The 18,182-nt window shown below is 47.4% G+C and carries 16 protein-coding genes; 2 read left to right on the top strand and 14 right to left on the bottom strand.

Annotated features, from left to right (window positions below):
• Window positions 1-81 precede the first annotated feature (81 nt).
• The 8 genes from ORJ00_RS09085 to ORJ00_RS09050 form a co-directional block, all read right to left on the bottom strand.
• On the bottom strand, window positions 82-1,074 hold the full coding sequence (locus ORJ00_RS09085) for a polysaccharide lyase family 7 protein (protein WP_306125696.1): 993 nt from the start codon (window positions 1,072-1,074) through the stop codon (window positions 82-84).
• Window positions 1,075-1,115: 41 nt separating this feature from the next.
• On the bottom strand, window positions 1,116-1,766 hold the full coding sequence (eda, locus tag ORJ00_RS09080; protein ID WP_305974839.1) for a bifunctional 4-hydroxy-2-oxoglutarate aldolase/2-dehydro-3-deoxy-phosphogluconate aldolase: 651 nt from the start codon (window positions 1,764-1,766) through the stop codon (window positions 1,116-1,118).
• Window positions 1,767-1,814: 48 nt separating this feature from the next.
• On the bottom strand, window positions 1,815-2,747 hold the full coding sequence (locus ORJ00_RS09075; RefSeq protein WP_305974837.1) for a sugar kinase: 933 nt from the start codon (window positions 2,745-2,747) through the stop codon (window positions 1,815-1,817).
• Between the two features lie 4 nt (window positions 2,748-2,751).
• Complete coding sequence (locus tag ORJ00_RS09070; RefSeq protein ID WP_305974836.1) at window positions 2,752-4,071, bottom strand: MFS transporter; 1,320 nt, start codon at window positions 4,069-4,071, stop codon at window positions 2,752-2,754.
• Window positions 4,068-4,418, bottom strand: coding sequence for a cupin domain-containing protein (locus ORJ00_RS09065; RefSeq protein ID WP_305974834.1), 351 nt, complete (start codon window positions 4,416-4,418; stop codon window positions 4,068-4,070). Before ORJ00_RS09065 ends, ORJ00_RS09070 begins: the two co-directional genes overlap by 4 nt.
• 5 nt (window positions 4,419-4,423) lie before the next feature.
• A complete protein-coding gene (locus tag ORJ00_RS09060; RefSeq protein ID WP_306139633.1) occupies window positions 4,424-6,637 on the bottom strand; it encodes a heparinase II/III domain-containing protein in 2,214 nt (737 codons plus the stop codon).
• A 6-nt stretch (window positions 6,638-6,643) separates the two neighbouring features.
• Complete coding sequence (locus ORJ00_RS09055) at window positions 6,644-8,914, bottom strand: chondroitinase-B domain-containing protein (protein ID WP_306125698.1); 2,271 nt, start codon at window positions 8,912-8,914, stop codon at window positions 6,644-6,646.
• Window positions 8,915-9,104: 190 nt separating this feature from the next.
• A complete protein-coding gene (locus tag ORJ00_RS09050) occupies window positions 9,105-9,983 on the bottom strand; it encodes an NAD(P)-dependent oxidoreductase (RefSeq protein ID WP_305974829.1) in 879 nt (292 codons plus the stop codon).
• 672 nt (window positions 9,984-10,655) lie between these two features.
• Between ORJ00_RS09050 and ORJ00_RS09045 the strand changes: the two genes are divergently transcribed.
• Complete coding sequence (locus ORJ00_RS09045; RefSeq protein ID WP_306139632.1) at window positions 10,656-12,407, top strand: bifunctional lysophospholipid acyltransferase family protein/GNAT family N-acetyltransferase; 1,752 nt, start codon at window positions 10,656-10,658, stop codon at window positions 12,405-12,407.
• On the opposite strand, the gene ORJ00_RS09040 is transcribed toward ORJ00_RS09045, so the two are convergent.
• From ORJ00_RS09040 to ORJ00_RS09030, 3 genes are all read right to left on the bottom strand, one after another.
• On the bottom strand, window positions 12,353-13,060 hold the full coding sequence (locus ORJ00_RS09040; protein ID WP_306139631.1) for an NRDE family protein: 708 nt from the start codon (window positions 13,058-13,060) through the stop codon (window positions 12,353-12,355). The two genes, ORJ00_RS09045 and ORJ00_RS09040, sit on opposite strands and share 55 nt — an antisense overlap.
• Entirely contained in the window at window positions 13,048-13,554 is a 507-nt protein-coding gene (locus ORJ00_RS09035; protein ID WP_305974823.1) for a DinB family protein, read from the bottom strand. The genes ORJ00_RS09040 and ORJ00_RS09035 overlap by 13 nt, the downstream gene beginning before the upstream one ends.
• A 66-nt stretch (window positions 13,555-13,620) precedes the next feature.
• Window positions 13,621-14,160: a carboxymuconolactone decarboxylase family protein gene (locus tag ORJ00_RS09030; protein ID WP_306139630.1), complete on the bottom strand. Its 540-nt coding sequence runs from the start codon at window positions 14,158-14,160 to the stop codon at window positions 13,621-13,623.
• Between the two features lie 68 nt (window positions 14,161-14,228).
• Between ORJ00_RS09030 and ORJ00_RS09025 the strand changes: the two genes are divergently transcribed.
• The gene (locus ORJ00_RS09025) at window positions 14,229-14,810 is read left to right on the top strand and encodes a TetR/AcrR family transcriptional regulator (RefSeq protein WP_306139628.1); all 582 of its coding nucleotides are present in this window, start codon (window positions 14,229-14,231) and stop codon (window positions 14,808-14,810) included.
• Window positions 14,811-14,861: 51 nt separating this feature from the next.
• Here ORJ00_RS09025 and ORJ00_RS09020 read toward each other — a convergent pair whose 3' ends face one another.
• From ORJ00_RS09020 to ORJ00_RS09010, 3 genes are all read right to left on the bottom strand, one after another.
• Window positions 14,862-15,554: a cytochrome c biogenesis CcdA family protein gene (locus tag ORJ00_RS09020; RefSeq protein ID WP_305974817.1), complete on the bottom strand. Its 693-nt coding sequence runs from the start codon at window positions 15,552-15,554 to the stop codon at window positions 14,862-14,864.
• An 8-nt stretch (window positions 15,555-15,562) separates the two neighbouring features.
• Window positions 15,563-15,973 (bottom strand): thioredoxin family protein, encoded by a 411-nt coding sequence (locus ORJ00_RS09015; RefSeq protein ID WP_306139627.1) that lies wholly within the window; start codon window positions 15,971-15,973, stop codon window positions 15,563-15,565.
• A gap of 760 nt (window positions 15,974-16,733) precedes the next feature.
• Entirely contained in the window at window positions 16,734-17,915 is a 1,182-nt protein-coding gene (locus ORJ00_RS09010; RefSeq protein WP_306139626.1) for a BaiN/RdsA family NAD(P)/FAD-dependent oxidoreductase, read from the bottom strand.
• Window positions 17,916-18,182: the final 267 nt, after the last annotated feature.

Raw genomic sequence — 18,182 nt, 5'->3', positions numbered from 1 at the left:
AATTGCCATAAAAAATCGCAAATTGGTAAACCAATTTGCGATTTTTTAATGAAATGCAGGAACAAAATTCAACTAGGATGGCTAACCATCATGCTGGTTATCAAGATGATAGAAAGTCGCTTGTACATAGTCTCGGGGATCGCCGCTGTTGTTTTGGTTATACACACCCGCTTTAAAGTACATGTACTGATTATTGCTATGGTAGCCACTTTGGCTCATATCAAGGGATTTAGTGATATTGGCTTTGCCTGGACGAATAATCGTGACAAATAAAACACTGTTCTCAACCGTAATTTTATAACTGAACGTCTCATTCAAGCGAATTCCGTCTTCGGGATCAGAAAGTGTATGGGAGCGTGAGCCGATCATATTGATCCAGACGTCATCTCCTCCATTTATCTCGTGAGCAAAATAAATGGAACCCTTTTCATTATTTGGGAGTTTACGGTAGTAAAGACGAATGGGCTCATCGTCTGTTGCGTGGATCTGGCCAATAATCAGCCTACCAACTTGTTTCTCATCACCCGTTACCGACACCCTGTTAACAGCAAGTGTGGCTTCCAGGCTTCCTTCAATAGCGCCGGCATCTCGTTTGACCGAACCGTGTACTTTCCTGAATACCCAGTTGTTCTTGGTTATGCCTTGCGTCTTTATTTGAGTTTTGCCACGCCTGAGCATTTCACGCAATTCCGTTCTGGCATACTTTGTATTACTGGAGGTTTTGGCACCTTCATTAGGGCAAGCGAACACCATTCCGCCATCCTCTGCGGTGTAAAACAGCGGTTTCAATTCAAAACCATCGGCTAGCGCACGCTCATAAACAATGTCGGCTTTTTTATCTTTGTTCAGATCCGTCGGCAGGGTCAGACTCCAATCCAGCAGGTCAAAATTTTCACTGGGTTTTTTCGCAGGATCCAACTGAGTAAAACTGCCAAGTAGCACTCCTTGCCCTAATTGCTGATGGGATACTGGGGGTATAATGTGTGTTTCAGTCTCGTCGCTTTCATTGGCGTAACTGACGAATACTGTCAACAATATTAGGCAAAGCGTCAGCATGCAGTTTATTGTTTTCATTGTTGTTCCTTTTGCTCTGCCAAAACGATAGCTGCTTGACTCTAAGCAACTGAATGAGTAATTTCTGGCTCTGATCTATTAATTGCCTGATGGCAGGCTGTGGTGATTGCCTGCCAATTACCCTGTTCAACCCACTCAGCAGATGCAACCCAAGTCCCACCTACCGCAAAGACATTGCTCAATGCCAAATAGTCCTGCATATTTTGCTCATTAACGCCACCCGTTGGACAGAAACGAATCGACTGGAAAACCGACGACATCGCCCTCAGGAAAGCCGTTCCTCCCGACAGGGAAGCCGGAAAAAGTTTCAATTCTGTGTAACCATGCTCATACGCCAGCAAAATATCACCGGTATTAGACACCCCGGGTAGCACCGGCACCCCACAGCTAGCCAATTCAGCCAACAGCTCCTCTGAAGTTGCTGGGGTTACAATGAAATCGGCTCCTGCTGCTAGTGCCTGATTCAGGATCCGGGCATCGATCACCGTACCTGCGCCTACTTTGAGTTGAGGGACTTCTTGCTTAATCGCGGTTAAAGCCGCAAGAGAGGCGTTCGTTCTCAATACCACTTCTACCAGAGTAAGACCCGCATCGGCCATGGCCCGGGCGATTTGCACGCCCTGCCTCGGCGATTGTGCTTGAATAATAGGTAACAATGTCTGTCCTGACATCAGTTCAGAAAAGCGAGTCATGTCTGTATATCTCTTCAATTAATAGTGAATGTAGTTTTGCAATAACAGCTATATGCCTGCTTCAGACATTGCCTGTTTGAATGCTACCAAAGGTGCTATCGCGCCAGGATGTTGTATTACCGTTCCCGCGGCTTTAGCGCCCAGTTGCACCGCGTCAAACACCGTTCTTCCTGACAAACGCGCCCCAAGATAAACGCCGTTAAATGCATCGCCGGCAGAAGTGGTATCCACAACATTGGTGACAGGGATGATCTGGTGGCTAAGACGTTCTGTGCCAGTTAATGTGACAACAGAATTCGGCCCGTCTTTTACCACAAGTTCTGCCAATTGATATTGCTGGAAAAAGTCAATTGCCTCTGGCGCAGACGTGATGCCGTAAAGCACGCTCAAGTCTTCGATGCCGGGTAGGGCGATATCACTTATTTGAAAGGCTCGGTTAAACTGTTCAATAGCCTCTTCTTTGCTAGCCCAAAGCTGCGCCCGATAATTTGGATCAAACACCAGCTTTACGCCGGCCAGCTTTAAGCGTTCCAGTTTTTGCCAAAACGCGTCCCTACTGTCTTCGTCAATAATTGCCAGTGGAATGCCTGAGAAAAAAAACATGTCCGCTGAGGTTAATTGTGTAACGACATCATCGTTAAGAAATGGAATGATTTTCTTGGCCGCAGAATCGTTACGCCAGTAGGTGAAGCGCCTCTCACCGGCGCTATCGGTCTCAATAAAATACATACCCGGCACTTTGCTTGGATGTCGAAACACAAACTGTGTATCTAACTCCTCACTCTTGAATCGGCTAAGCATTTTTTCACTGAGTCGGTCTCGACCAATGGCTGTGATCATGGAAACTGAAATTTTTGGAAAGCAGCGTTTCATATATACCGCTGAGTTGTACACATCACCAGCAAACGACTGTCCCATCATTGCGTCATCCAGTTCTCTGAGTTCAACCATGCACTCACCGAGAAAAAATATCTTCGTCATGTTTCTACTCAGTTTTCTTTGAGGGTTTCTTTAAGGGTTCTATGGTGGGGATCAATATCCACACAGCGGCAACTGCAGTGATCGCTAGTACAGCGCCTATCACGAACGCGGGTGTATAATTTCCGTCAGCGGTGAGGAAAGGCACCAGAGAGGTCAGCCCCACTGCGCCTAACTTAGCCGCCATGCCAGAAAATCCAGCTAAGGTACCCACGGCACTCTTGCTAAAGAGATCGCTGGGAAGCGTTTGCACGTTGCCAATAGCCGTTTGGAAACCAAATAAAATGACGGCCATGATTAGCACGGCAATGACTGGCTCTCCCGGATTAGCCATCGCTAGTAATGATGGCAACATAATAAAGCAGCCCAAGGTGATGGTGAGTTTTCGGGTTTTATCGGCACTCCAACCCGCATTTAGTCTGTTCTGGGCCAGCAGGCCACCAAACCAGGCACCAAACATCGCGCCCACATAAGGTACCCAGCCATATATACCGATAGACTGAACATCCATACCGTAAACTTCATTCAAGTAAATGGGGATCCAGAAAACAAACAACCACCAAATCGGATCGATAGCCGCAGAGGCAATAATCACCCCCCAGCTTTGCTTGCGTGACAGTAACTCGGCGGTAGTAGGGTTATATTCTGCCTCTTCTGGCAAAGACGCCTGCTCCGGCGTCAATTTGCGTTTTTGACCGGTCAGGATATAGTCGCGTTCCTCTTCGGTAATCCATGAATGCATGGCTGGTGGCGCCTTAACCAAAACCAGCCACGGTATCAGCCAGAGAAAACCTACCAGACCGATAATTACAAAGACCATTTGCCAACTGAAATAAACGGTAAGAAACGCAATCAATGGGATAGAGATAATGCCACCAATTGCAGCACCTGAATTAAAAATTCCCTGAGCTAATGCGCGCTCCTTGATCGGAAACCACTCGGCATTTCCCTTGGTTGCACCTGGCCAGTTACCTGCCTCAGCAACCCCAAGAATCGCCCTGAAAATACTGAAGCTGAGCAAGCCCTGCGCAAATGCATGAGCAATGGTGGCCAATGACCATACCCCGATGGAGAGAACGAAACCGATTCTGGTTCCAACCCAGTCAAAAATCTTGCCGAAGATCGCCTGACCAAATGCATAAGCAAAAACGAATACTACAGAGATGTTTGCATAAATTTGTTTGCGTTCCAGCGCCGATTTGTCAGGAAATAAATCCTCTACAATGGCTGGCCAGAGTACACTGAGCGATTGGCGATCAATGTAGTTGATGATGGTCGCCAATGCGATCAACATCACCACCCACCAGCGTAAACCTTTAATTTTCATGATAAGTCCTCAAGAAAGTCTTCTCTGGGAGGGCTGAAGGTGTCAATCAGGATACCGCCGGTCGGACACACTGCACCATGCTCCACATAGGGTGGAATTAAGCAACTGTCGCCGGGTTTCATCACTTTGATTTCTCCGCCAATATTAAAGTGAAATTCGCCCTCTTCGACATAGGTCACCTGTGAATGACGATGCTTGTGTACATAGCCTTCGGCTCCCTTGGCAAACCAAACTTTGACCATCATGAGTTCGTGGTTATAACCCAGCATCTGGCGTTTTAAGCCACCACCCAAGTCTTCAATCTCAGCTTCGGCTCCAGAGATAAAATGGTTACTTTGCTTGCTCATATGACTTACTCCTCATCATCGTTCAGTGCAAAAACAGCCAGTCGACTGTTGATGGAAAACGATTGGTCTTGATATTGAAAATTTTGCTTGATTGAACCATCAGGTACTTGGTTAATAGCAATCAGGTATGAAACACCCGCAATAGTGATATTGACCAACATCACTTCACCTTGTTGGCTATAGCTGAGCTGCGTTACCTGACTCGCGGCATCCAGCGTGTATTCTTTGCCAGGGTTGTATTCGCCGTGGGGTTCAAGTACCGAAATGAACTGGTGTTGCTTCTTGTTGTTTACTCTGCGGACAAATGCCTGTTCATTGCGAAGATTAAAGTGAGGATCGTTGGCACCTAACTGGGTGAACAAAAACTCCTCCTGGCCATTTACCAAACTGGTATGGGTATAGAAGCATCCGTTTTCATTTAACCAGGACACCTTTGCCAGCCCCTGCTCTGGCAGACCACGGCCTTTAAGCCATAGATGTTGATAGCCATTTTTAGCGCCCAGAGCCGAAAGCTGATCAGTACTCACCGACAAGGCAAAGTTCATATCAATTAGCTGCCCCTGATAATGTAGCGGCAGATCCAGTTGATGCTCGCCGGATGCAACAACATCGAACACATCCAGCACTATGGTTTTTTCAAGCTCCGTCAGATTAACCAACGCCATGGTACGTTTTAGTTCAACACCCTGGTAAGCCGTATCAATCTTTGCGCTGGATACGGTGCCACGCGAACTGGTTTCAAAGTAACTAAGTACCGGCGCATTTGCGTTACCTACCTCGACATCACCGTCAAAGTGGCTGGTTTCATCCACAACCACCGTATTGTGGGCCACAGTTTGTTTGGCGTAACTCTCGTTTTCAGGCAGATAGCGGCCACCAAATTTGGCTTCAACATTGAGGAAACGCGCCGCACCATAATCAGAGACGATTTCTTTAGTCTGGTCATAAAACTGCCAGGTGAGCTTGTCAAAATGACCATGGCCCAGTCCTTGGGCAGCAGGTTTAAACAGCACGGCTTGATCGCCCGCCAGCTGGCTGCGCATAATTACCAGTGCCCCTTGCTTACCATCACTGCCATCGCCGAAGGCAACCGATATGAATGGGTAGGGTGCCGCCAGGCCTTGGTCCAGAGCCTGCGCCACCTTGAGACCATTGCCGGAAAGAATGATTTGGTTTTGTTGCTTAGCGATATCCAAATAGCCGGGTTCCTTGGTCAGGCTATACGCCAGAGCAACGCCATGCACCAGCTCGATGGTATCGATACCCTTACTTTTTATGGCATCGTTGATCGGGAAGAACAGACCGCTATAACTTAGCTGAATTGTTGTATCTATGGCTTTTAATACAATCCCATCCCGGTACTGAAAAATCTTGCGTTGCGGATCGTTATTATCAATCGCTTTAGCAAAGGTCACGAACGGTAATAGCGCGTAACGCTGATAATAAGGCCCTTCATTGTAGTAGCCCTGCGGGGAGAACAATTCATCCAGTTGTTTCAGAAAGCCGCCTTTGCCTGATTTTTCCAGGTCGTAGAGCGCTTTTTCAACCCACTCCGGTTCGTTCATCACATAACCGGCCATACCAACCCCAGCTGTTGCCCAGGTACCATGGTTGTGCACTTTGTTAAACGTAGAGGGTTGTCCTTCAGATAAAAACAACGAAACAGGCTTCAGCAGATTTGTTTCAATACGCTTTATGTCTTGCGCGCTTAGCGCACCGTAGACAAAATCGTAAGCCTGGATGGTATGTACCAACCAAACGGCCTCATTTAAGCTTTGCCAAAACAGCTTGCCCGAATTTTGTGACTTCACTTTTCGTGCGGGGTGCAGCTCCAGTGTAGGGTACAACTGTGCATAAGCCAGCAACATGTTCCGTACATAATCTGCATAAGTCTTATCCTGACTTAGCTGAAAAAGGATGCCGGCGTCATACATAAGCTGATAATTTTTTTTATGACGCTCGTGGGTATAACCGCCTCCGCCGTCTTTTGGAACTGGCACTTCAATAGGTAATGCCATTTGTAAGTCGACCTTAGCTTTCAGGTTTTTATAGGCGGTAGCAAACCTTCCCTGTTCATTAATCGCTTTGCGCATGTCGAGCACATCAGCTTGTGTAATGACTAAATTAGGATGAGACGCCTGAACACTGCATGACAATACCAAGGTGAAAATAATCAATGTCAGCGACTTTAATTTTGACAGGAGTATCGGAGTGTTCATCTGAGGCTACCTCTTCTCAGTGTTAACTGTTTTGTTATCGTCAATGATGGCTGTATGCGGGCCTTCAACCCGAAGCTCAGTCACAGTGGGTGCCTGGGTCGCATCAAAAAGATTGCCCTTAATCACCGTTACCGGCTCCCCAACCGTATGCTCAATCATTACCGGGGCAGACCTGACCAGGGTGTTGCTAAGAATGTCGGCAACCTGAACGCCGTGCAGATAGAGACTGGCTTTATTCTTGTTGCGATTGCCATAACCAACCTGGTTTAACGTGTTGTCTGCCATTAACAAATGCGGTCCGAAGGTACTTTCATCGGTGCCACCACGATAAAGCTTCACCACAGCACCCTGCACGTTGTTGAAGGTATTACCCTTTAACGTGACATACTCGGCGTTATAAATTCCCAGGTCCTCAATTTCAGTGTTCAGGCGCAGAATGTCGCCAGTCACATTCTCAAAAGTGTTACCCATCAGGCTGATCTCATCAGCAAAGGCGCCTTTGCCCGTGGCGAAGAAATCGAACGAATGGTTGATATCCAGCTGCAAGATTTGTGAATTGAGCATTACAAAACGGTAGTTATCAACCATGCCCCACTTTTGCGTCCGAACGACAGTATTGCCCGCGGCGTCTGGGCTGTTTGCTCCTGAGATAGTTAAGCCGTCAAGTTTCAAACTGCCACCATCCCGGATTTCAAACAAGGCAGAACGTTCAAAAGTCAACTGGGCCTGGCCTGCCTGTGCCGCTTTAATGGTTAGGGTTTTATCAATCTTGATAAGTTTTGACACAGTATATTGACCATTGGCCAGCAGAATAACGTCACCATCAGCAGCGTTGTCTATTGCCGCTAATAAAGCCTTTGCTCCGCTCTTAACCCTATGTGTTTGACCTGAATCGAATGCCACTACTCCTGGCAACTTCGGATACCAACTGACACCTGTTTCTTGTTTAGCCAGTACTTTCAGGTCTCGCGTTGCCCCGGCATTTAGCTTGTCAGTCACGGGATAAAGCAGGCCGGTTTTAGCTTTTTTAACAGCAACGTCCTGGCGTTTTACACCAGAGCTCAGCGCTGCTGGCACCTGGGTATTTGCAACGTTGCCGGAGAGCTTGATACCGCTAACATCATCAAACAGGCTAAATGGCTGCTGGTTATCGGTATTGATTATCAGGTTGTCTTTCATCACTGAGTTAATAGGCACCGCGGTGCGTTCGGCATCGCTACCGGCCGCCAGGTGGATGTGGTCGACGTCAATAAAGCTGTTGTTGACGATATGGGCGTTTTCGACCTGATGATAGCGGTTGATTGACGAGTCAGGGACGCCATTTAGCACCGTAAAGCCACTGCCAAATCGATAGCCTTTTAAACCTTGCAAATAATTGTTACGGATCACCTGATCTTTGTTGATAACACGTATGCCACCAGTGTGTTCCACGCCATTACCCAGAAATATATTCTGCTCAACGATATTACCGTTACCATGGCGCAGGGTGAGCGTGCCACGGGCTTCAAAAAACACGTTGCCACGCAGGGTATTTTTGCCGGACTTTACCGAGATAATTTCTACTTCACCGTTGGTGTGTTCGAAGTAATTGTTTTCAACCAAGGTATAAGAATCGGTAAGCGAATAATGGCTGGTGCCAATACGCAGAGTTTCGCCACCATTAGAACCAAAGGTAGGGCGATAACCAAAGTAGTTATGATCAATACGGTGATAGTTTTGCTGACTCTGTTCGCTGTTTAATCGGACAGCAATGGTGACGCCTTTATTGCGTTTACCCACGAAATGACCGTGGTCTAAACGATTATGCTGCCCATACATCGCTACCCAATAATCCGATTCCTGTTTATCCGGATTGTTATAGTTATCGATGACCACTTCTGTCACCCTGGAGTGGAAGGCTAGCTCATCACTGTTTTTGCGAAACTCAATAACGGCACTACTGGGGGTAGTGCCGTTTTTAAACACCAAGCCTGAAACGGTAAGAAACTGACCTGCCAACCGAAGATTAGACAGGCCAGAAAGTATCACTTGGCCCTTTGTTTCTGCCGTCAGCGTTATGGGGGCTTCAGCCCGGCCTTGGCCCTCCAGTAATATCTCAAAGTCGGTCCAAACTCCGTTTTTCAAGATTATCTTGTCACCTGCAACCAATGTCGATGAAATCGCCTTGTAGTCGTCTTGACTCTCTACAAAATATTCTGTAGCGAATACAGTAACTGACAGCGGGAGCAATAGCAGAGCTAAGCAAATGTTTAACAGAAAACCTTTGAGTAAACGCATTACGTTTTGCACCTCAATACTGAGATTCGCTTCATTGCTGTCGGAGCATGAAGTCAGAGGGTTACTTCCTGCGCTAATAAGTTCTATCTTATTAGCGCCTGATCCACAGTCGACGCTTTTCTAAAACTGAGCTGCGATTCTATTCTCAGAATTCAGAGCCCGGATAGCGCCGATAGGCTGACAATCCGCTCTATTTGCCAAGCGTGCGGTAAAAATCGAATATCTCTGGCACGTTGCCGTTGCCCATACCGGCATCGAATGCGGCTTGCAAGTCAGCAGATGATCCCTTGGCAATTTTTGATTCGGTGCCAAGGTCTTCAACCATTTTGAGGAAGTAGCCCAGGTCTTTGTTAGCATTTGCCAGTGAGAAGCCGAGATCACTGACGTTATCCACTGCATAGTGCTTGCAGAACTTCATAAAAGGCGAACTGGAAGGTCCGGTCGACATAATGTCGAACAGTTGTTGCCGATCAACACCGGCACGGTCAGCGATGGCAAATGCCTGAGACATGGCGCAAACGGTCGTCATACCAACGAAGTTGTTGATAAGTTTTGTCGTATGCCCAGCACCCAACTTGCCCAGATAAAACACGTTTTCCCCTTGATCCTGCAACACGGGCTTCACTTTGTTGAATGTCTCCGGATCACCGGCAGCCATAATATTCAGTAATCCATCTTTTGCATGTGCCGGAGTGCGACCCAGCGGGGCGTCGATCATACCTGCACCTTTCTTAACCAGGTCAGCACCGATTTTGTGCGTTGACGCTGGAATAGAGGTACCAAAATCCACTAGCACCGCTCCTGCTTTGATACCAGCGAGAATACCGTCTTCACCGTAAACCACTTTTTCAACAATAGCTGATGTGGTGAGACAAAGCATGACGATATCAACAGATGCTGCCAGCTCCTTTGCCGAGCTTGTAGTAGATGCACCTCTGGCAACACAGGCTGCTACTGCGTCTTTGTTAAGATCCATTACAGTCAGCTGATAGCCTTTCTTCTGTAGATTTTCGACCATGTTGCCGCCCATAAGGCCAAGGCCGATGAAACCGATCGCTGGTTTTGACATTGTTAACCCCTAAATTTTTGCTGCACTGACAATGGTGCGAAGAAACTTTTGTACACCACAAAGCCATTTGTTGTTGCATTGTTGCAACGAGTAAATGCTGTTGTAGAACCGAATAGGTATTGGCCGCTAATTGCTTGATTAAAGCCATTAGCTTACCAATCGGCATGGAGGCAAAGCTATTTAATTATGTCCAATTTGTCAACCAATAATTTGATTTGGTGATGATAAAGCAGCTTAATTATAGCTTCCCTGAGGCAGGCCGGAGTGGGTGGCAGCTTACCAGTTACTGCTCAAATAGGGCAGAAAGGTGTACACACTCTCCGTCAAATAGCTGTTATAGAGGCGAGTTTAGATATGTTGTTTCAATTTTTGAGATAGGAAGCAAGTTAACAACCGAAGCTAAGCTATGCGGCTGTAATCAACCGTTCGGTAATAACAAAAACCATATATTGGTAAGATATTCGTGCAAGCTTAGCGACCATTAAGACAGTAGGTGAAAGCGAATGTCGGTTTATCGGGTCTATGCTAATAAGTGAGGGTTAGGATGCGGCATATATGTGTAGTTCACCCAAAATATACCAGTCGGCAATTAAGCCTGATGACAATAATTATAGCCTGATGGCTGAAAGTCTTTACCATACTTTAATTAAATGCTGTTAAACCGGTGCTAATTTGATATCAGCTTTCTCTTTTCTGCCAGAACCTTGGCCATCATGGTTAAAACGTTCTGTTGCGTTTGTGATTGACCGCGTAACCGCCATTCACCGGCTGAACCAGCGTTATCAGACGCAAGGTTTCGCCGGTTTGTCGCCCGAGCAGTTTACCAGGCAGTTTATCGCACAGTTTAATTTGCAGATCAGTTGCCAGATGCCGGCGTTGCCGACAAATGGCCCGTTGATTATTGTTGCCAACCATCCTTTTGGTGGGCTGGAAGGTGTAGTCATGGCACATTTGCTGGCACAGCAACGCTCAGATGTAAAAATTCTTGCCAACCGTATGCTGGGTATCTTCACTGAGTTGTCAGACTATTTTATTTATACCAACCCGCTAAAAGCCGGTGCCAGTGGAAACTTAAGCTCGCTTAAAACGGCGCTTGCTCACCTTAAAACGGGTGGCACCTTATTGGTGTTCCCGGCTGGCAGGGTCAGCTATCCACAAGGCACCGACAATGCTGTGTTGGATCATCGCTGGCATCGCAGTGTGGCGATGCTGGCAAAGCAAAGCCAGGCGCCTATTATCAGTTGCTTTATCAGCGGCCAGAACCGGCCCGGGTTTTACCTTGCCGGTAAGCTGTGGTATCGCCTGCGGATGATTTTGCTGGTTCGCGAGCTACTGGTCAGTAACCACAAAAGCTTTTCTGTTACCTTTAGCCAACCGATACAGGAGCTGTTACCCGTGGCTGATCATCATAATACCGATTTACTACAACTTGTAACTTACCTGCAAGATCCGGCTTATCAGCAGCACTGGCCAACAGAGGAAAGCCAGCCAGAGCAAGCGCTGGCCCCTGCACAAGCTAAAGCGACACTCAGCGCAGAACTGGCTGCTCTACCAGAGGGGCAAAAACTTGCACAGTTTAAACATTACAGCAGTTACTATTGCAGTCAGGCGCAATGCCCTTCAGTGGTAGAAGAAATTCGCTTGCTGCGAGAGGCCAACTTTCGCTTGCTGGACGAAGGCAGTGGCAAGGCACAAGATGGCGATCAATTTGACCAAAGCTATACCCATTTGCTGGTGTTTGATCATCAGGCTGAGCGAATTATTGGTGCCTATCGGATGGGACAAACCGATAACTTGCTGCAGCAGAGCGGTATAGCGGGTTTGTATTTAAGCCGGATGTTTGATTTTTCCAGTCAGTTTATTAATCAGCAGCAGCCTTGTCTGGAAATGGGCCGCTCTTTTATTGTCGCCGATCAGCAGCGCAGCTTTCATGGCTTGTTATTGCTGTTTCGCGGTATTGCCGCCTTTGTTAGCCAGTTTCCACGTTACAGGGTGTTGTATGGCACCGTGTCATTATCACGCCAGTACACACCGCTTAGTGTTAGTTTAATCCAGAAATTTCTAACACAACCTGATGCAAACGTACGAGCTAAGTTGCCGTTTAGCCATCCAGTACATCCGGCGCTGGCAGAATATCTGGCACGGCAGCCGCGCGACATCGACAGTTTGGATTGGTTAGTACGGCAAATTGAACCGGACGGTAAAGGTGTGCCAGTGCTGGTGCGACAGTATCATCAGTTGGGAGCGCGTTTTTACTGCGTTGGCATCGACCCTAATTTTGCTGCTACCCCAGGCCTGCTGCTTAGCGTTGATATCAGCCAAGCGCCGGAAAAATTGCAGAAGTTATTCTTTGCCGATTTACTGCCGGTTTATAAACAGAGGGTTAGCGATGCGGCATTACTGCAGGGGGCTCCATCAACATAGTGAAACTGCTTGTGGCTGCCACTGATACTAATATGGCTGAAACTGACGGTGTGAGCATCGAACCGGTGCATACACACCGATAAAGCGGATGCTGCCGGTACATGGCTGCTATGAAATTGCAGATACTGCTCTGTGCCTGCCGCTGTAGCGACACATAATTGCTGATACACTTCAATGCGCTGCGCACTGACTTCAGGCAAGTTTACTGCGGATGAAATCAAAGGCGATATTGCTCTGTGTTGCTGCAACTTGCCTCCCTGCAAACTAATACAAAGTATGTCATCATCACCGCGCGCCTGCGGTGCAAAATAACACAGCGTGAAAGGCTGGATCTGCTGTAAGGGTAATTGCTGCAGGGCGCTGATTAGGTCCTGCTGCGGCTGTTGCAACAACTGCATGATCACCTGCCCCCGCGAGACAGGCTTTTCAATCAAACTGCGACCTGCAGCCTGATAATTGTTCAGCAGGCAATATACCGCCCCTCCACCCGTCAGAGCCAGCCAGGTGCCTGCGCCTTGCGGATCGGTTGGGTATACCGCGTTATGCTCAGCAAAATAGGCGGGCGGTACAGCTTTAGGGCGGCTACGTTGCTCATCGCGGTTAAAGAACAGCTGCAGGCCGTCGTTTTTAAAAAACCAGCTTAGCGTACACATTGCTGCTGACGTAAAAATGTGGCGGTAGAAGGTGCTAAACCAAATTCAGCACGAAGACATTGCCCAGTTTGCTGCTGATATAACTGTTTTAGCATGGCATAGTGATGAATGGCATGGCTGCAGGCGAACATCAGTTCGCGACCTAAGGTACTTTCAACATTAACCAGTTGCTGCGTCCCTATGCCGATATCACTTCGAACCATAACGCTTCGTGTCAGCTGCTGCTGTGGTAACTGCTTCAGCCAGGTTTTTAGCTGCGCCAGTTTTGCCAGTGCCAGAGCGGGGTCAGCTTCCAATGCAGTACCACGTTGGCGCTGTTCATAATTAACTAAACCGTCAGAATTTGCTATGGCAAAAAAATGATCGAGTATGTGGCGCATATGTTTGCCAATACTGCTGCCGCCATCTGCGGCGGCGGCAATATACTGCGACGGAGTAAGCTTGAAGAGAAAGTCTTCTGCTTGCTGCAAGGTAGCAAGATAATGCTGATACATAACATACATTGTCCTTGGTTTATGTATAAAGCAAGACCTTGCTAAGGCCTATTGTATTTCAGCGTGTTAAGCAAAAGGCTTAAAGGCATCATCCAATGGCGTAGCGGCGATGTGATTAACGTAGTTACTCATCACTTTTTGGCTGATGCCCAGAATAATTTCCAGCAATTGTTGCCGGTTATAGCCTGCCGCATAAAATGTCTGCACTTGTTCGGCGTTCAGCTGTCCGCGTTGGCGCACGAGCGCAAGGGTGGTGTCGCGTAGCTGTTGCAATTTGGCATCATCAAGCGGCTGCTTGTTTTTCAGCGCAGTAATTAACTGCTGATCAACCTGCATCATATTGGCAATAGCGGTGTGTGCCGGCACGCAATAGTGACACTGATGCTCGGTATTAATACTCTGCCAAATCACCGTTTTTTCCGCAGCATTAAAGGAGGTTTGCATAAACAGCTGGTGTAGGTTTTTGTAAGCCTCCAGCACCGCAGGTGCAGCCGCCATGACCGCATGCAAATTGGGAATACTGCCAAAGCTTTTCAGCGATTTTTCCAGCAATGGCTTGCTGTGCTCTGGTGCGCTATCGAGGGTGTGCAGGGTAAAGTCAGACATGTGTTTCTCCTTATATCGGGTATGGCACTAATATAGTTGAACTTGAACAATCGTTCTAAGAGGATGTTATGACAAATTCTATTAAGTTTGATCGTGACCAGGTTATCGATAAAGCACAGCGTTTATTTTGGCAACGCGGCTTTAACGGTACCTCTATGCGCGAACTGTTACAGACCGTTAATTTACGACCGGGCAGCTTGTACGCCAGCTTTGGCGATAAAGAAACCCTGTATCACGATGCCTTACTCAGGTACGCTGCGCAGGGCCAGCAGTTTTTGGCACAATGTCAGGCAGATACCGCAACGCCAATAGCGGCGTTGCGGCAGTTTGTCCGTTTGCAGGTGCTACACGCTGAGCAAGCGCCAAGTCAGGTTTGTATGCTGGTTAAAACCGTAGCGGAGTTAAGTGCTGAAGGCTCAAAACTGGCACTGTTGGCAAAAAGTTTGCTTGCCGAGATGGAGCTGGCATTTCGCCAATTGCTGCAACAGGCGCAAGCACAAGGTGTGTATTTATCCGCACCGCCAGAGCGGCTCAGCAAAGTGTTACAGGCGCAAATTATTGGCCTTAAAACCTACGCACAAACGCAACCAGATCAAACCGTTTTGGCTGAAATGGTAGAAGATGTGCTTGCGACACTGCTACAAAAATAAAACCGGCGGTGTCTCCACCGCCAAAGGGATGCAACCCCGGTAAATGGTTACTTAAAGTGACGTGACAAAGTCTGGTAGTATTTCAAGTGCCAGCTGCTCCAATACCCTGTCAAACCCGGTAATAATCACCAGCGCCAACAGTAGTAAAGTCCAGCCCAGCAGCTTTTTACCCGCAACAGCGGAGCCACGCCAACGCTGCAGTTTGGTACCCGAAGCATAGCCAATCAGCACCAGCGGTAAGGCCGTACCCAAGCCAAAGCTCAGCATCACCACAAATGCCATCGGCATACTCTGGCCAGTAGAGGCCAATGCAATTGCAGTGCCCAGTGTCGGGCCAACACAAGGCAACCACACCAAGCCCAGGGTTGCGCCGATTAAAAATTGCATACCATTGCTACTGCCTTGCAATTGAATATTGGCTGCCGGACCTGTCAAACGTGACAGCCAGTAAGAAAACCGATCTGCTGCTGCCGGGATCAGCAGTACGGCAGCCATCAATAGCATGAGCACAACAGAAAAATAGCGCAGCCATTCAGTCGATATGCCCAGGCTTAACAATAAAAACGTCAGCAAAGTACCGGCCAGCGCAAAGGCCAGGCTTATACCCAGCGCCAGAGAAAGTACGCCCCAACGCGATGCCTGCATCGACGATGCCGTTACCGCCGGAATCATCGGTAGCACGCAGGGTGAAATCAGGCTTAATATGCCTGCCAGAAAGGCGATTGGAATAGCGGTGACTTCCATCTTTATACTTACTCCGCAGCGCTTGCTTGTTCTGCTTCGCGTAAGCGGGCAAAAATTCGCTCTTTGTTAGTTTCAGCCACCGAGAACCACAACTGCTCTTCGCCGCGATATAGCAATAACGTTGACTGACGTGGTGCTTTAAAAAAACTTACCCAGTCTTTCTGCTTGTCAAAATCTACCACCAGTACTTTTAATTTGCTGTCAGGGTATTCGCTAAAGTAAGCATCAAGTACTTTGCTTTGTTTTTTACAGGTTGGACACCAGGTGGCGTACACATCAATCAGTACCAGCTCGTTTGCGGCTTGAGCTTGTTCAAAGCCTTGCTCGGTAAAGGCTTGCTTTGCAAAAGCAGGTAGTGCGGTCATCGCAACCAAAAGCATCAGGGCACGGATAATAGTCGGTATAGTGTTAAGCATCATTTTCTCCTAAGTTTAAGTGTCTGCGTAGTAGAACGGCCGCAGCAGAAAAGTATTTCAATTATTTGAACAATTGTTCATTATTTAAAGCACTAAACACTTAAGCACTGCGCCTGATAAAGGCGGCTAAAGTCATTAGGTAAGCGAATTCAGTGTCAGCGAAAGCTAAATGCCGTAGCTGCTTGGATTTTCACTGTATGGCGGCACCTTAAGTGCAGCTGATTTCTTACCAGCGCAAAGGCAGTTAATAAGCTCTGGTAATACTGTGTGATTAAGCAGTGCGAAACTAGCGTTATCTGATAGAAGGCTAAACCTTAATGCACGAAATGGCTTAAATCGGGTTTAAACGGCGACAAAACAGTGGCTAAAAGTGGTGATTTGAAGCGAAACATCAAACAATCCGCATATAACCTGCACATCCTGATGTTTTTGAAGGTTGAGGTGAGAATTGAGCTTTATAGAAAAAGTTGCATTAAATCAGAGGATTAAATGGTGCCCGGGGCCGGACTTGAACCGGCACGCCCTTTCGAGCGAGGGATTTTAAAACGCTTACTCACTTCATGCGAAAACCCTCATGCAAGAGTTTTATTCCCAAGTTTCGTTCGGGTTTTCACTCTAAATCAGTTGTTGACCACTACAATTGAAATCGCTAAGGGTTGCTAACTTTCGGCCTCTTCCCATCCAAAATATACCAATTAAAAGTTTTGATTTAGCTTAAAGCTCATCAACACTTAGGGCAAACTTTATTGTTATTCCACAAAAGTTAGCAATATTGCCCAGCAACCCAGCCACTGGCCCAGGCCCACTGAAAGTTGTAGCCTCCCAGCCAACCGGTAACATCGACCACTTCGCCAACAAAATACAAGCCGGGTTGCTGTTTAGCTTCCATGGTTTTTGACGATAAATAGTCGGTATCCACGCCACCAATAGTCACTTCTGCGGTGCGGTAGCCCTCAGTACCGTTGGGCTTAAAAATGTAACCATGCAGGCTGTCAGCAATCTGTTTCGTGGTTTTCGGGTTTAATGCTTTTAGCGGTTGGTTAGTAAACACTTGTAGTTCAATTAGTTTTTCTACCAGCCGTTTAGGCAGTAATTTAGTCAGGGCGGTTTTCACCTCTTGCTCTGGATGGGCTTGCTGCTGTTCAGCTAAAAACGCCGCTAAATCGGTTTGCGGTGACATGTTTACTATCACCTCATCACCTGGCTGCCAGTAGCTGGATACCTGCAATATAGCCGGCCCGCTTAGCCCACGGTGGGTAAACAGCATGTCTTCCGGAAATAGTGTGTCGTTGGCTTGTGCAGTAACCGGCAAGGCGACACCACTGATTTCTTCAAATACAGCTTTATCACTAGGTTGCCACGTTAAGGGTACTAAAGCGGCTCGCAGCGGTAACACTTTTAACCCAAATTGCTCGGCTAACTGGAAGCCAAATGCCGTGGCACCTAAATTGGGCAAGCTTAAACCGCCGCTGGCGACAACAAGACTTTGGCACTGCCGGTTTAGCTCTGCCGTGGTAACGGTATATTGGCCATCAGCAAAACTCACGCCAGTAATACTTTGCTGCAATGCAATTTGCACATTGGCCGCTTTAGCTTCTCTGAGCAGCATTTCTACAATGTCTTTAGCGCTGTCATCACAAAACAGCTGACCCAGCGTTTTTTCATGAAAAGCAATGCCATGCTGCTGCACCAAGCCGATAAAATCCCACTGGGTATAACGGCTTAATGCCGATTTACAAAAATGCTTATTTTGCGAGAGGAAATTCTCAGGCCCGGTATACATATTGGTAAAATTACAACGCCCGCCACCCGACATCAAAATTTTACGCCCTACGCGCTTGCCATTATCCAGTACCAGTACGTTACGGCCACGTTTACCGGCCTCAATCGCACACATCAGGCCAGCGGCACCGGCTCCAATTACTATAACGTCCCACGCTTGCATTACATCGGCCTATCTTGAACTCTAATATAGGCGCTATTGTCGTTTACTCTTTGCCTGGTTGCAATCGTGCCACCAGCTTCAATCAGTTCAGTTATAACTTATAGCATTTAAGCATAAAGGAGAAACTTACACATAATTGAAAACGTCGCCAAAGGGGCTGGTTTCGCTCAGTTTATTTTTTAACCGGCGTTTTAACAAAGACCTTTTTTTGAAACGTCGTTAAGCAAAATGAAAAATTGCAACAATTGTCACTGTTTCGTGTATTTA

It is taken from the genome of Rheinheimera baltica, from assembly GCF_030731985.1.
In the GTDB taxonomy this organism is placed as follows: domain Bacteria; phylum Pseudomonadota; class Gammaproteobacteria; order Enterobacterales; family Alteromonadaceae; genus Alishewanella; species Alishewanella baltica.
This window is presented reverse-complemented; position numbering and strand designations above follow the sequence as displayed.